Source organism: Streptomyces sp. NBC_00029, from assembly GCF_045160505.1.
GTDB lineage: Bacteria > Actinomycetota > Actinomycetes > Streptomycetales > Streptomycetaceae > Streptomyces.
Map to the genome: position 1 here is coordinate 1,637,647 of NZ_CP108292.1, position 12,628 is coordinate 1,650,274.

At 70.8% G+C, this 12,628-nt stretch carries 15 protein-coding genes; 1 reads left to right on the forward strand and 14 read right to left on the reverse strand.

Going from position 1 to position 12,628, the window contains the following annotated elements:
• Positions 1-21 precede the first annotated feature (21 nt).
• From OG753_RS08150 to OG753_RS08205, 12 genes are all read right to left on the reverse strand, one after another.
• Complete coding sequence (locus OG753_RS08150; protein WP_327261129.1) at positions 22-240, reverse strand: ferredoxin; 219 nt, start codon at positions 238-240, stop codon at positions 22-24.
• Positions 237-1,421: a cytochrome P450 gene (locus OG753_RS08155; RefSeq protein ID WP_405787865.1), complete on the reverse strand. Its 1,185-nt coding sequence runs from the start codon at positions 1,419-1,421 to the stop codon at positions 237-239. The genes OG753_RS08150 and OG753_RS08155 overlap by 4 nt, the downstream gene beginning before the upstream one ends.
• An 18-nt stretch (positions 1,422-1,439) precedes the next feature.
• Positions 1,440-1,703 carry an acyl carrier protein gene (locus OG753_RS08160; protein WP_327261131.1) on the reverse strand — a complete coding sequence of 88 codons (264 nt, stop codon included), beginning with the start codon at positions 1,701-1,703 and terminating at the stop codon, positions 1,440-1,442.
• A 121-nt stretch (positions 1,704-1,824) separates the two neighbouring features.
• Positions 1,825-3,033 carry a ketosynthase chain-length factor gene (locus OG753_RS08165; protein ID WP_405787867.1) on the reverse strand — a complete coding sequence of 403 codons (1,209 nt, stop codon included), beginning with the start codon at positions 3,031-3,033 and terminating at the stop codon, positions 1,825-1,827.
• The gene (locus OG753_RS08170; protein ID WP_405787869.1) at positions 3,030-4,301 is read right to left on the reverse strand and encodes a beta-ketoacyl-[acyl-carrier-protein] synthase family protein; all 1,272 of its coding nucleotides are present in this window, start codon (positions 4,299-4,301) and stop codon (positions 3,030-3,032) included. The genes OG753_RS08165 and OG753_RS08170 overlap by 4 nt, the downstream gene beginning before the upstream one ends.
• Positions 4,302-4,381: 80 nt before the next feature.
• The gene (locus tag OG753_RS08175) at positions 4,382-5,890 is read right to left on the reverse strand and encodes an FAD-dependent monooxygenase (RefSeq protein ID WP_327261134.1); all 1,509 of its coding nucleotides are present in this window, start codon (positions 5,888-5,890) and stop codon (positions 4,382-4,384) included.
• Between the two features lie 31 nt (positions 5,891-5,921).
• Positions 5,922-6,863 (reverse strand): aromatase/cyclase, encoded by a 942-nt coding sequence (locus OG753_RS08180; RefSeq protein ID WP_327261135.1) that lies wholly within the window; start codon positions 6,861-6,863, stop codon positions 5,922-5,924.
• 33 nt (positions 6,864-6,896) lie between these two features.
• Complete coding sequence (locus tag OG753_RS08185; RefSeq protein WP_327266671.1) at positions 6,897-7,145, reverse strand: acyl carrier protein; 249 nt, start codon at positions 7,143-7,145, stop codon at positions 6,897-6,899.
• 20 nt (positions 7,146-7,165) lie between these two features.
• Complete coding sequence (locus OG753_RS08190) at positions 7,166-7,489, reverse strand: TcmI family type II polyketide cyclase (RefSeq protein WP_327261136.1); 324 nt, start codon at positions 7,487-7,489, stop codon at positions 7,166-7,168.
• Between the two features lie 41 nt (positions 7,490-7,530).
• Positions 7,531-9,063 (reverse strand): FAD-dependent monooxygenase, encoded by a 1,533-nt coding sequence (locus OG753_RS08195; protein WP_327261137.1) that lies wholly within the window; start codon positions 9,061-9,063, stop codon positions 7,531-7,533.
• Positions 9,060-9,371, reverse strand: coding sequence for a darcynin family protein (locus OG753_RS08200; protein ID WP_327261138.1), 312 nt, complete (start codon positions 9,369-9,371; stop codon positions 9,060-9,062). The genes OG753_RS08195 and OG753_RS08200 overlap by 4 nt, the downstream gene beginning before the upstream one ends.
• Positions 9,368-10,066, reverse strand: a complete 699-nt coding sequence (locus OG753_RS08205; protein ID WP_405787871.1) for a 4'-phosphopantetheinyl transferase — start codon at positions 10,064-10,066, stop codon at positions 9,368-9,370. Before OG753_RS08205 ends, OG753_RS08200 begins: the two co-directional genes overlap by 4 nt.
• Positions 10,067-10,187: 121 nt before the next feature.
• Between OG753_RS08205 and OG753_RS08210 the strand changes: the two genes are divergently transcribed.
• Positions 10,188-10,697: a MarR family winged helix-turn-helix transcriptional regulator gene (locus OG753_RS08210; protein WP_327261140.1), complete on the forward strand. Its 510-nt coding sequence runs from the start codon at positions 10,188-10,190 to the stop codon at positions 10,695-10,697.
• Positions 10,698-10,760: 63 nt separating this feature from the next.
• On the opposite strand, the gene OG753_RS08215 is transcribed toward OG753_RS08210, so the two are convergent.
• Together OG753_RS08215 and OG753_RS08220 are read right to left on the reverse strand one after the other, a co-directional pair.
• Positions 10,761-11,546: an SDR family NAD(P)-dependent oxidoreductase gene (locus tag OG753_RS08215; protein ID WP_405787873.1), complete on the reverse strand. Its 786-nt coding sequence runs from the start codon at positions 11,544-11,546 to the stop codon at positions 10,761-10,763.
• Between the two features lie 245 nt (positions 11,547-11,791).
• Complete coding sequence (locus OG753_RS08220) at positions 11,792-12,469, reverse strand: uracil-DNA glycosylase (RefSeq protein WP_327261142.1); 678 nt, start codon at positions 12,467-12,469, stop codon at positions 11,792-11,794.
• Between the last annotated feature and the right edge of the window lie 159 nt (positions 12,470-12,628).

The window sequence follows — 12,628 nt, forward strand, 5'->3', positions numbered from 1 at the left end:
TCCATTCGTGGCGGGCGGCGCTCAGGTCACCCTGAGCGCCGCGATGGGACACGTCCGCGCCGCGCTCACGGCGGCGGCCTGCCGGTGCACCGGTACGTCACCGTCGTCGATCAGCTCGGCGTACCCCTCGTCGACGCTGATCAGGTCCGGGGCCACGGCCTGGCACAGTCCGTGGCCCTCGCAGCGGCTCAGGTCGACGCTGAGCCGCACGGCCGGCCGCCCGGCCGTCCGGGGGCTCACGTCCGCAGCGTCACCGGCAGGGACGCGATTCCACGGATCGTGTTGTGCAGCCGCCAGGTGGGCTCGCCGACCTCGATCGAACGGACGCGAGCGGACAGCGCCTTCAGAAGAGCGTGTCCCTCCATCCGGGAGAGCGCCTGGCCCACGCAGCCGTGGATGCCGTGGCCGAAGCCCACGTGCTGCGCCACCCCGGGGCGGTGGATGTCGAAGGTGTCCGGGTCCGTCCAGTGGCGCTCGTCGCGGTTGGCGGAGCCGTAGAGCAGCAGGACGCGCGCATCGGGTTCCAGCATGACGCCCCCCAGCTCGCGCTCCCGTGTGACCAGCCGGGTGAAGCCGCGCAGCGGCGACTCGATGCGGATGATCTCGTTGAGCGCCTTGGGTATGAGCGCTTCGTCCGTGCGGACCTGCTGCCACTGCTCGGGATGCGATCCGAACAGCCACAGCATGCTGGACAGCGCGCTGACGGAGGTGTCCATCGAGGGGGCGAGGAAGTCCCCGAGGAGGCCGGGCAGCAGGTACTCCTCGATCTTGCCCTCCTTCGCGTCGCTCACGAGCTGCGCGCCCCAGCTGCCCGGTCGCAGGTTCCCGGGGACCGACATCCGCTGGAGGAACTCGGACATCTCCTGCAGGAGCGGGAATCCCGCCATGGTGCGCTCGTTGAGCGGCCCGAACGCGTTGAAGCCGGCGGTCGCCCAGTCCAGCAGGCGCTCCTTGCCCTCCTCCACCGGCCAGCCGAGCAGGTCGGGAACGACGGCCAGCGGAAAGGCCTGGGCGAAGTCGGTGACCGCGTCGAAGGTGCCCTTCTCGATCAGCTCGTCGACGAGCCGGGTCGCCCAGCCCTCGATGTAGTCGTGGAACTGCTCCAGGGCCTTCGGCTTCAGGTGCCGGGCGACCAGGCCGCGCACGTGGTCGTGGTAGGGCGGGTCGCTGGTGAAACTGCTGCCCTTCTGCGCCTTGTTGAGCGTTTCGGTCAGTCCCACGCCCGACGCCGAGGAGAAGGTCGTGTGGTCGTGCAGGGCGTCGTAGACCTCGCGGTAGCGGGCCACGGCGAAGACCTGGTGGGCCTCCAGCCGGACCACGGGGCCCAGGTCGCGCAGCCGCCGGTAGTCCTCGTAGGGCGACAGGATCGACGCGTCGCTGTAGGGGTCGATGTCGCTGCGGGGAATGGTGGTGATCGCCATGGTGATCTCCTTGCTCGGTCAGCCGTGGGCCGGGGTCGACAGCAGGTGGGCGTTCACGACGTCGACGAAGTCCCCTGGGGTCTCGACGTCGGCGAACGCCGTGTCCTCGAACTCCAGCCCGTACTCCCGGCCGATCCGGCTGCCGGTCTCCAGCAGGGCGAGCGAGTCGTATCCGAGGTCCTCGAAGCTGGCGTTCCGGATGTCGCCCTCCAGTTCGCTCGCGCCGCCCGCTCCCTCTCGGAGGATGCGCTTGAGGTCTTCGATTCCGAACCTCTTGGTCATGTTCCGGTTCCTTCCCGGTGGTCGTCGCAGGCCGGGCCGGAAGCCCGGGCGTCATGGGGGGCGGGGAGATCGGGGGCGCAGAGATCAGCTGCGGGAAGATCGGCGCCGGTGCGCACGGCGGTCACCGTGCCGCGCGGACCACGACGGCGGAATTGAAGCCGCCGTGGCCCCGTGCCAGGACGAGCGCGGTGCGCACACAGGCCTCGCGCGCCGCGCCGGTGACCAGATCGATGCCGTACTCGGGGGCGCAGTCGACGTGGACGGTCGGTGGGATCACCCCGTCGCGGACGGACAGCAGCGCGGCGGCCACGTCGAGCGATGCCGCCCCGGCCGCCAGCCGGCCGGTCATCGTCTTCGGGGCGGTGACGGCCACCCCGCGGACGCCGAACACGGCGTTGATCGCGTCGGCCTCGACCCGGTCGAGCTCGGGTACGGCGGCGGCATCGGCGAAGACGACGTCCACCTCGTCCGGGGACACGGCCGCGTCGTCCAGGGCGGTCAGGATCGCCCGGCGCAGGCCCGGCTCCCGGGAGCTGCCCGGTTTCGGGTCCATCGTGGCGCCGTAGCCGGCGATCTCGCCGTAGACCCTCCCGCCCCGCCGCCGGGCGGCGGCCACCTCCTCCATCACGAGCAACGCACCGCCCTCACCCGCCACGTGCCCGGAGGCCGTCGGGTCGAAGGGGAGATAGGCGCGTTCGGGGTCGTCCGACGTGCTCATCCGGTCTGCGGCCATCTGCGCGACCCAGCCCCAGGGGCAGAGGGAGCCGTCGACTCCGCCCGAGATGACGAGTCGGGTGCCCTTGCGGATCTGCCGCCGGGTCTGGGCGATGGCGTCCAGCCCGCCGGCCTGGTCGCTGACGACCACGCCGCTGGGGCCGCGCATGCCGTGCCGGATGGAGATCTGGCCGGAGTTGACGGCGTAGAACCAGGCGTAGGACTGGTACGCGCTGACGTACTTGGGCCCCTTGCTCCAGAGGTTCTCCAGTTCGCGCTGGCCGAACTCGAAGCCTCCCGCGGAGCCGGCCGTGATCACCCCGGTGCTGAAGTCCGGCAGCTCGGAGGGCTGTACGCCCGCGTCGTCCAGGGCCCAGGCGGCCGCGACCAGTGACAGCCGCGTCATGTGGTCGGTGGCCGGGATCAGTCTGCTCGGCAGGTGCGCGGCGGCGTCGAGGGACACCTCGCCGGCCAGTTTCGCCGGGTATCCCGACGCGTCGAAGCGGCTGACCTCGGCGATGCCGCTGACTCCTTCGACGGTGGACTTCCAGTACGCGTCGGTGCCCATGCCGTTCGGCGCGATGGCTCCGATGCCGGTCACCCCTATGGGCGTCATGCGGCGTTCCTCTCGGGACGGGACAGCACCATCGCGCTCTGGAAACCGCCGAATCCGCTGCCCACCGTGAGCACGCGGTCGGTCCGCCAGTCGCGTGCCGTCAAGGGCACGTAGTCGAGATCCAGTTCCGGGTCCTGGTGGTGCAGGTTCGCGGTGGGCGGGACCACGTGGTGCTTGATCGCCAGCGCGGAGGCCGCGATCTCGATCGACCCGATCGCCCCGAGCGAGTGGCCCACCATGGACTTGATGGAGCTGACCGGCACCCGGTAGGCGTGGGCGCCCAGGCTGCGCTTGAACGCCGCCGTTTCGTGCCGGTCGTTCTGCTTGGTGCCGGATCCGTGGGCGTTGACGTAGTCGAGGGCGGCGGGGTCGAGTCGCGCCTCGTCCAGCGCTGCGGTGATCGCCTCGGCCATCTCGGCGCCGTCCGCACGCAGTCCGGTCATGTGGAAGGCGTTGCTGCGGTTGGCGTAGCCGACGATCTCGGCGTAGACGGTCGCGCCGCGCTTCAGTGCGCTCTCGTACTCCTCCAGCACGAACACCGCGGCACCCTCGCCGAGCACGAAGCCGTTGCGGGTGCTGTCGTAGGGGCGCGAGGCGTGCTCGGGGTCGTCGTTGTGCACGCTCGTGGCCTTGATCGCGTCGAAGCAGGCGACCGTGATGGGGGAGATCGGGGCCTCGGTCGCACCCGTGATCATCACGTCGGCGGTGCCCTCGCGGATCAGCTCGACCGCGTGGCCCACGGCGTCGATGCCGGACGTGCAGCCGGTGGAGATCACCGTGCTCGGCCCTTCGGCCCCGGTCGCCCAAGCCACCTCGGTGGCGAAGGAGCTGGGTACGAGGTAGTCGTACAGGTGCGGGGTGGTGTAGGTGTGGTCGACCAGGTGGGCCGCACCGTCGTCGCTCACCACCCGGTACTCGTCCTCCAGGCTGGTGGTGGCCCCGACGGCGCTGCCGATCGTCACACCGATCCGGTGCGGCGGAATCTCGGACAGCTCGAGTCCGCTGTCGAGGGCGGCCTCCCGCGCACAGACCACGGCGAACTGGGCCGCCCGGTCCATACGGCGTATCTCCTGCGCACGCAGGCCGTGTTCGGCCGGGTGGAAGTCGACCTCGGCCGCGATCCGCGAGCGGTACGGCGCCGGATCGAAGTGCGACAGGATCCTCGTCGCCGTACGTCCCTCGCTGATCAGGGACCAGAAGTTCTTGGTGCCGGCACCTCCTGGTGCCAGCACTCCGATACCGGTGATGACCACGCGTCGCCTCATCATCTTTCCCTTCACAGAAACGACAGACAGGTGAATCCGGACATGCTGAGGACCGCTCCCGGAGGGCGGCCGGACGAACGGGTTCAGGGCCGGCGGGCGAGCGGTACGGGCTCGCCGAACCAGCGACGCAGCGCCTCGCGCAGCGGCACGGGGGCCAGGTCGGTCCACACCACGTGGCCGTCCGGCCGCAGCAGGAACGCAGCGCCGTCCGCGGGGGCCTGCGCACCGTGGGCACCCACGACGCGGACGCGGCCGGTCCAGCCGTCGGCCGCGGCCCGCAGCTGCGCGGCGCGCGACCCGCCCCCGGTCAGATCGAGCAGGACCCCGCGGCCCTCGCGCAGCAGGCGGGCGACGGTCGTGCGGGTACCGTCCGCGGTGAGTTCGAGGTCGGGCAAGCGAGTGCCCAGGTGCGCGGCGCTCTCGCCGCCCTCGCCGCCCACCTCGTAGCGCACGTCGAGTCCGCTCAGCATTCCGGCGAACGTGGCCCTGGGCCCGGGCCGGTCCAGGAGCTCGGCGAGCACCTGTCGCACCGGGTCGGCCGCGGCTCCGCCGAACTGCAGCAGCGCTTGCGCGCGTACGTTGTCGATGACCCGGCCGGCCACGGGGTGGCGCTCGTCGTGGTAGCTGTCGAGCAGAGCGGGCGGGGCCCATCCGTGCACCTGCGCGGCGAGCTTCCACCCGAGGTTGGCGGCGTCCTGCAGGCCGAGGTTGAGCGCCTGGCCGCCGATCGGCATGTGGACGTGGGCCGCGTCGCCCGCGAGCAGTACGCGGCCGCGACGGTAGCGGGTGGCCTGCGCCCAGGCGTCGTCGAAGGCGTCCAGCCAGAGCGGGGTGCCGTCGGCGATGTTCTCGCCCGTCACCGTCTCCCAGGCCTCGGCCACCTCGTCGAACGACGGCGGGCCCGTGCGGTGGACCGGGGGGCGGCCCGATGCGTGGACCATCACGCGCGTCACCCCGTCGGCGCGTCGTGCGGAGGCGGCGAAGCCCCGCTCGAAGCGGGTGAACCGATGCCCGGGGACGTCGATCCCGGCCACGTCGGCACGCAGCAGTTCGCGACCGGCGGCGCCCCGGGCGAGCTCGAAGCCCGCCAGGCCGCGCACCGAGCTGTCTGCGCCGTCGCAGCCCACCAGGTACGCGGCGCGCAGGGTGCGGGGGCCGGCGGGTGTGCGGAACTCCGCCACGACTGCGTCGTCGGTGATGTCGAGCCCGTGCAGCTCGTGCTCCCGCCGCAGGTCGACGCCCGAGGCGAGGGCCCGGTCGCCCAGCACCGCCTCGGTACGGAACTGCGGCACCTTCCAGTTGCCCGCGTACCTGCTCCCGGCGGCGCGGGCGTCGAAGGACAGACCGCCGAAGTGGCCGGCCGGCTCGTGTTCCAGCGCGGCGAACTCCTCCACGAGCCCCCGCTGGCCGAGGAGTTCCATCGTGCGGGCACCCAGCTGTGAGGCGCGCGACTCGGTCATGGGTTCGGCCAGCCGGTCGGCGAGCACCACGTTCACCCCGTACTGCCCGAGGTCGCCGGCCAGCAGCAGGCCGACGGGACCGGCGCCGACGACGAGTACCTGGGCGGCCTCGACGGCGGGGCGCGGCGTCACGGCCCCGGCCCCGGGGCGCCGGTGCGTCCGGTCATGAACGGCCCTCGATGTGGGCCTTGGCATGGGCCAGTGTGCTCAGGCTGTTGGTGCCGAGGGCCGTGCGGACCGCCTTGCGCGCCTCGTCGAGCCCGGCGTCCGCACCGAGGACCAGCGCGATGGCGGCCTCGTTGATGACGGCGGTGTGCTGCGAGGTGGCCAGCACGCCCCCGGCGTTCTCCTCGAAGCGCCACTGCCCGGTGTGCAGCGCCAGCAGTGCGGGCAGCTGCGTCTGCTTGTAGACGATGCGGCCGGGGGGCAGGCACACGCGTACCGACCGGGTGGTGTGCACCGTCCCGTCGGGGGCGCGGGTGTCCATCTCGAGGAGCTGCAGCCCGTCCCGGTCCTGCAGCCGCACCCGTGCGACGTGCGGGAGCCGCCGGTCCCACAGATCGGCCCGGTCGATGAAGTCGAAGACCTGCTGCGGCGTTCCCGCGATCTGGGTCGTGTCCTCGAACGACAGGAGGGTCCGGGGCGCGTCGGCGCCCTGTTCCGCGTGGGTCCTCAGGGCCTCCAGCTCCGCGTGGCTGTTGCGGTCGACCGCCGCGGCGATCCACTCCAGCGCGGTCGGATCGTCGTCGACGGCGCGGTAGTCGTGCAGCAGCCGCACGTGGCAGTGCTCGTCCCCCCGGTCCTCGACGATCCAGGCACCGCCCATCGCGGCGACGGGAGGGCTGGAGACCTCCTGCCGGAACTCGATCCGGCCGTCGGCCGGCAGCAGCCGCCGACGTGAGGTCCAGGTCTTCGCCTCGCCGTTCGCCGTGGCCCAGATCCGTATCCGTTCGTGCTCGCCGTTCAGTTCGAGGTGCTCCACGTGGACGCTCGGCGGGAAGAACAGCGGCCAGTTCTCCACCTCCACGAGGAGCTGGTACACCGCCTTGGCCGGGGCGGCGATCGTGATCTCGTGCTGGACTTCGTGGACCTGTGGTCCGGACATCGTGTCTCCCTGCTCGTTCGGGGAATCGTGCTCTCAGGCGGAATTGACCAGCTCGAGGAAGCCGCGGGGGGTGGTCGCGGCGGTCACGGCGTCGTCGGTCAGCTGGATGCCGTACTCGCGGGAGATGACCGCGGCGGTCTCCAGCAGTGCGAGAGAGTCGTATCCGAGGTCGGTGAACAGCGCGTCCAGGATGTCGCCGTCCATGTCGACGCTCTCGTCCGCGCCGGCGGCGCCGAGCAGGATCCGCTTGAGGTCGGCGAGGGTGAACGCGGTGGCTTGCATCAGGGCTTCCTCTCCCATGACTACTGCTCCCAGTGGTAGAACCGCTGTGCGATGGCGTCGGCGGGCGATCGCCATGTCGCGGGGTCGTATGCGGTGATGTGCTGCTTGAGGTCCTCGCTGATCCCCACGAAGAGGGGGTGCGAGCGTGCTGCGGCGATCCGGTCGCCGCCGTCGTCGGACTCGAAGTCCTGGAGGTGGAAGTACAGGCCCTGGTAGCTGAAGAGCTGCCGGCGCACCGTTCCCATGTTCCGGGGCATGCCGGTGCGGTCGAAGTCGGCGAAGAGCTTTCCGACCTCGTCGATCGAGCTCGGCTCCAGGCGGGCGACGATCAGGGTGCTGTGCATCGGTTCTTCCTCGTTCCTTGTCACTGGACCGGCCGGGGCCGTCACTGGTGTGCCGGGTGCTCCGTCGTGTGCGCGGGCCGCGGCCCGAACCAGGTGGTGAGCGCCGCCGCGAGGTCTCCTCCGTCGGGCGCCGCCCAGGCGACGTGCCCGTCGGGTCGCAGGAGCAGCGCGCGCGTTCCGCCGAGCCGGCGGTCCTCGGAGGCCGCCGGCACCACGTCGACGTGCTCCGCCCACTCCTCGCCCAGCCGGCGCAGGCCCGGGTCGTCGGCCAGGTCGAGCAGCACGCCCCGTGCGGGGTGCAGCAGCCGTGCGGCCGTGGTGGGGCCCGATCCGGTCCGCAGGTCGCAGTCGGGCATCCGCATCCCGAGCAGCGGGTGCTCCCCGGGGCCGAGGTCGTAGCGGATGTCGAGTCCGCTGACCATGCCGGCGAGGTGCCGGCCGACGGCCTCGTCGCGCAGCAGTTCACCCAGTACGGCGCGGAGCGGCTCCACCTCGCTGCCGCCGAGGTAGAGGAGCCCCTGGGCCCGGGTGTTGGTCAGGACGCGCTCACCCACGGGGTGGCGCTCCTGGTGGTAGGTGTCGAGGAGGGCCGGACCGCTGCTGCCCCTCACCACCGCGGCGAGCTTCCAGCCGAGGTTCACCGCGTCCTGCACCCCGACGCTGAGCCCCTGGCCGCCCGCCGGGAGGTGGATGTGGGCGGCGTCGCCGGCCATCAGCACGCGCCCGCGGCGGTATTCGGTGACGAGCCGGGAGGCGTCGGTGAAGGAGCTGATCCACCGGGCCTCGCCGTGGCCGATGTCCTCGCCGGTGAGCCGCTGCCACGCACCCGCCACCTCGTCGAAGCCGGGCGGCCCCGTACGTTCGCGGGGCGCGGTGCCGCGTTCGCAGACGATGATCCGGTCGACGCCGTCGCCGAGGGCGGCGGCCATGACCATTCCGCCGGGCACCCGCTCCCCGAGGAAGCGCGGCCGGACGTCGGCGCCCGTGATGTCGGCGAGGAACATCTCGCAGGTGGCGTCGTGGCCGGGGAAGTCGAAGCCGGCGGCCTTGCGCACGGTGCTGCGGCCGCCGTCGGCGCCGACGAGGTAGGAGGCGCGGAGCACGCGTTCGCCGTCCGGCCCGGACACCGCGATCTCGACCAGGTCGTCCGTCTGCCGCACGTCGGTGATCTCGTGTCCGCGTACGAGGGTGGCGCCCAGCGAGGTGGCCCACCGCTCCAGCACCGACTCGGTCTCGGTCTGTTCGACGTTGCGCACGCCGAAATGCCCGTCGGGCAGCACGTCGTAGTCCATGGGGATGCCGCCGAAGTGCCCCTTGGTACTGATCTCGGGGTTCTCGAAGTGGTCCAGCAGGCCGCGCTGGGCGAAGACTTCGGTGGCCCGGGCGGTGAATCCGAGTCCGCGGGACTCGGTGACGGGCCCGGCCAGTCTGTCGACGACGATCACATCGATGCCGCCGAGCCGGAGCTCTCCGGCCAGCATGAGGCCGGTCGGTCCCGCTCCGGCCACGATCACGGGTGCGTCGATGTCCTGCTCCCGGCCGGTGCCGCCGGGGACGATGCCGGTTCCGGTCATGCCTTGTAGGTCTCTTCCATTCCGATGAAGTTGTCGGTGATGGTGACGAATCGCCGGGCCATCAGGGGGGACTCGCGCAGCTCCTCGACGAGGCCGTTGTAGGCGGGTACCTCATCGAAATGGACGAGGAAGAAGTTGGTGTGGCGGGCGCCGAACGCCGCTGCCCGGAACGGGCGAATATGGAGGAACTGGGCATGCTTCCCGAGGATCGGGAAGACGTGCTCGGACTCGAACCCATCGCGCTCGGCGGGGTCCATGAGAAACCATTCGGGTTCGAACCGGACGCCGAGAAATGCCGTGTACTTCACGAGAAATCCTCCTTGTGCGACTGCCGGCTCACCGGCTGTTGTTCGGGAATGCAAATAGCGGTGACCATGAGCCGCTCGTCGGCGGCCCACCGCCCGTGGAATATGTCGAGGGGCCCCGCACCCGCGATCTCCGGGACGGACCGGAGAATGCGGGCGGCGAATCGGCCGCTTTCGGGATCGAAGGTGACATGCGCGTCGCGGAAGCCGATGCGCACTCCGGTCAGCGGAAACCAGGCCTTGTAGACGGCCTCTTTGGCACTGAAGAGCATTCGCCCCCAGTGCACGCGGGGCGCCCCGGCGGTCAGCTCCCTGATGTGCCGGGCCTCGGCGCCGACCGTGATGGCGGCCAGCGCGTCGCCGGACAGCGGCGCGTTGGGCTCGGCGTCGATGCCCACGGCCGCGCCGTCCGCCGCACGCGCCACCACGGCGGCCCTGTAGCCGTTGCAGTGGGTCATGCTTCCGCGTACGCCGGCCGGCCAGCGCGGCTGCCCTTTCACCCCGGGCAGGATGGGGGCCGGCTCCACGCCGATCCGGGCCAGTGCCCCACGGGCCAATGCGCGCACGGTGGTGAACTCCGCGCGGCGCTTCTCGCCGGCCCTGGCCAGGACGGCCTCTTCCTGGGGAAAGAGCCGGGCGTCCAGGTCTTGCCGGGACTCCGCGGCCACGGCCCAGTCAGCTACTATCCGCGCCATCATGCGCACAGCCCTCCCATCGGCCCGTGATGCCCCACCGCGGCCTTGCAGGTGGTGCTATATCCTTGGGAAAATATGCGCGCATACTGAATGCCGCAGCGCAGCGAGAATGAGGGGTAACTCGATGAAGGAAACAGATATTTCACAGGCGGCGGAACAGAGCACACGCATTCTGGATGAGCTCAGATCATGGGGGGCGAATTACACTGAATTCACGCGCAGATTCGCCACCCATTTGGGGCTGCATTCCACGGACGCCGCCGCACTGGTGGAGATCCTCTACGCCGAGGACCAGAACGCCCCACTGTCCCTGGCCCGCCTCAGCGAGCGCGTTTCACTGACCTCGGGCGCCACGACGGCACTCGTGGACCGCCTGGAGAAGGCCGGTCACATCGTCAGGACCCGCGGGGAGCACACCGACCGGCGGGTGGTGACCCTGCGCAGCAGCCCGGAGATCGGCCGGCCCGCCTCGGAGTTCTTCCAGCCCTTCTCGGACAGCCTCACCAGGCTGACGGCGCAGTATCCGCCCGAACTGATCGACCGGTTCGAGGAGTTCCTGAAGGACATGCGCGCCACCCTCACTTCGCTGCTCGCCGACGAGTACCGCGAGACGCGCACTCCCGAGCGGTCGTGACGTGGCTCGAACGTCGGCGGTGACCTCGACGGGGTCCGTCGGCGTTCGCCTTCCCTCCCGCGGTCAGAAGTTGCCCAGTCCGCCGCACACGTTGATGGCCTGCGAGGTCACGGAGGCGGCCGTGTCGCTGACGAGGTATCCGACCATTCCCGCCACCTCGTCCACGGTCGAGTAGCGGCCGAGCGGGATCTTCGCCTCGAACCTCTGCAGGATGTCCTCCTCGGTGGTCTCCCAGGCCCGCGCGTAGCCGCTGCGCACGCGCTCCGCCATCGGCGTCTCCACGTACCCCGGGCAGACGGCGTTCACGGTGATGCCGGTCCTGGCCAGTTCGTTTCCGAGGGACTTGGTGAATCCGACGACTCCGTGCTTCGAGGCGGAGTAGGGGGATGCCAGTACGACGCCCTGCTTCCCGGCGGTGGAGGCGATGTTGACGATCCGGCCCCAGCTCTTGTCGCGCATCCCGCCGACCGAGAGCACGTCCCGGGTGATGAGGAAGACGCTGTTGAGGTTCGTGTCGATGACGTGGGACCACGCCTCGTTGGTGAGGTCCGCGGTGACCCCGCCGCCGCCCGTACCTGCGTTGTTGACCAGGACGTCGATGCTGCCGTACCGCTCGACCGCCGCGGTCACCATCGCCCGCACGTCGTCGGCCGAGCGGACGTCGCACGCGGTGCCGTCGGCCTCGTAACCCTGGGAACGCAGGTGCTCGACGGTCCGCTTCACCCCGTCCGCGGTCCTGGCGCACAGGAAGATCCGGTATCCCAGCCCACCGAGGTGGTTGGCGATCGCCAGACCGATGCCGCTGGTGGCTCCGGTGACGATCGCGGTCCTTCCGGCTCCGTTGGCCATGTTCTCTGTCCCCTCCGCATACGAAAGAACGGCCCGGGTCACCGGGCCGTTCCTGTGGGTCGTGGGTCTGGAAAGAGCCTCGGGCTCCGACGCTCAGCGTCGGGCCGGCGCCTGAGCGGCGTCCGAAGGGCACAAGCTTTCCAATGTGAGGACTATGTTCTTCACCCCAGGTCGGATTGTCAAGAGGGGTCGTGCGTCCGGCACATCGGGGGCGGTCGCCCGGGCCGTCGCCCGGGCCGCCCGGCTCAGGGAAGCTTCCAGTCCACCGGCTGGGCACCCTGACGGACCAGCAGCTCGTTGGTACGGCTGAACGGCCGCGAGCCGAAGAAACCGCGATCCGCGGACATCGGGGAGGGATGGGCGGACTCGATCGCCGGGAAGCCGTCGAGGAACGGCCGCAGGTTGCGCGCGTCACGGCCCCAGAGCACGGACACCAGCGGCTTGCCGCGCGCGACCAGGGCTCGGATGGCCTGTTCCGTCACTTCCTCCCAGCCCTTGCCCCGGTGGGCCGCGGGCTTGCGGGGCGCCGTGGTGAGCGCCCTGTTGAGCAGCAGCACCCCCTGGCGGGTCCACGGCGTCAGGTCACCGTTGGAGGGCCGCGGCAGTCCCAGATCCGTGTGCAGCTCCCGGAAGATGTTCTCCAGGCTGCCGGGCAGCGGACTGACCTCGGGCGCGACGGCGAAGCTGTGCCCGATGGCCATGCCCGGGGTCGGGTACGGGTCCTGTCCCATGATCAGGACGCGCACCTCGTCGAACGGCTGCTGGAAAGCGCGCAGGACGTGTGCTCCGGCCGGCAGATAGGTGCGCCCCGCCGCGATCTCCGCCCGCAGGAAGTCACCCATCGCGGCGACACGTCCGGCCACGGGTTCCAGCGCTTTCGCCCATCCGGGCTCGACAAGTTGGTTCAATGGGAGAGCTGCCACAACACGTCACTCTACTGGCGGACAAGGAGCGACGACGCACCCCTGCGCCGAAGATCGAATCACATCGGTCCGGCCTCGGGGCCGGAGGCGCCGACGGGCGGCAGGCGCACGGTCCGTGAACAGGTGCTCGCGGTGCGTCAGTTGAACGTATCTGTTATT

Excerpts from the sequence above, each read along its gene's own strand:
- OG753_RS08155 (WP_405787865.1), bottom strand. The coding sequence starts at position 1,421 with ATGGCGATCACCACCATTCCCCGCAGCGACATCGACCCCTACAGCGAC.
- OG753_RS08160 (WP_327261131.1), bottom strand. The coding sequence starts at position 1,703 with ATGACCAAGAGGTTCGGAATCGAAGACCTCAAGCGCATCCTCCGAGAG.
- OG753_RS08165 (WP_405787867.1), bottom strand. The coding sequence starts at position 3,033 with ATGACGCCCATAGGGGTGACCGGCATCGGAGCCATCGCGCCGAACGGC.
- OG753_RS08170 (WP_405787869.1), bottom strand. The coding sequence starts at position 4,301 with ATGATGAGGCGACGCGTGGTCATCACCGGTATCGGAGTGCTGGCACCA.
- OG753_RS08180 (WP_327261135.1), bottom strand. The coding sequence starts at position 6,863 with ATGTCCGGACCACAGGTCCACGAAGTCCAGCACGAGATCACGATCGCC.
- OG753_RS08185 (WP_327266671.1), bottom strand. The coding sequence starts at position 7,145 with ATGCAAGCCACCGCGTTCACCCTCGCCGACCTCAAGCGGATCCTGCTC.
- OG753_RS08190 (WP_327261136.1), bottom strand. The coding sequence starts at position 7,489 with ATGCACAGCACCCTGATCGTCGCCCGCCTGGAGCCGAGCTCGATCGAC.
- OG753_RS08195 (WP_327261137.1), bottom strand. The coding sequence starts at position 9,063 with ATGACCGGAACCGGCATCGTCCCCGGCGGCACCGGCCGGGAGCAGGAC.
- OG753_RS08205 (WP_405787871.1), bottom strand. The coding sequence starts at position 10,066 with ATGATGGCGCGGATAGTAGCTGACTGGGCCGTGGCCGCGGAGTCCCGG.
- OG753_RS08210 (WP_327261140.1), top strand. The coding sequence starts at position 10,188 with ATGAAGGAAACAGATATTTCACAGGCGGCGGAACAGAGCACACGCATT.
- OG753_RS08215 (WP_405787873.1), bottom strand. The coding sequence starts at position 11,546 with ATGGCCAACGGAGCCGGAAGGACCGCGATCGTCACCGGAGCCACCAGC.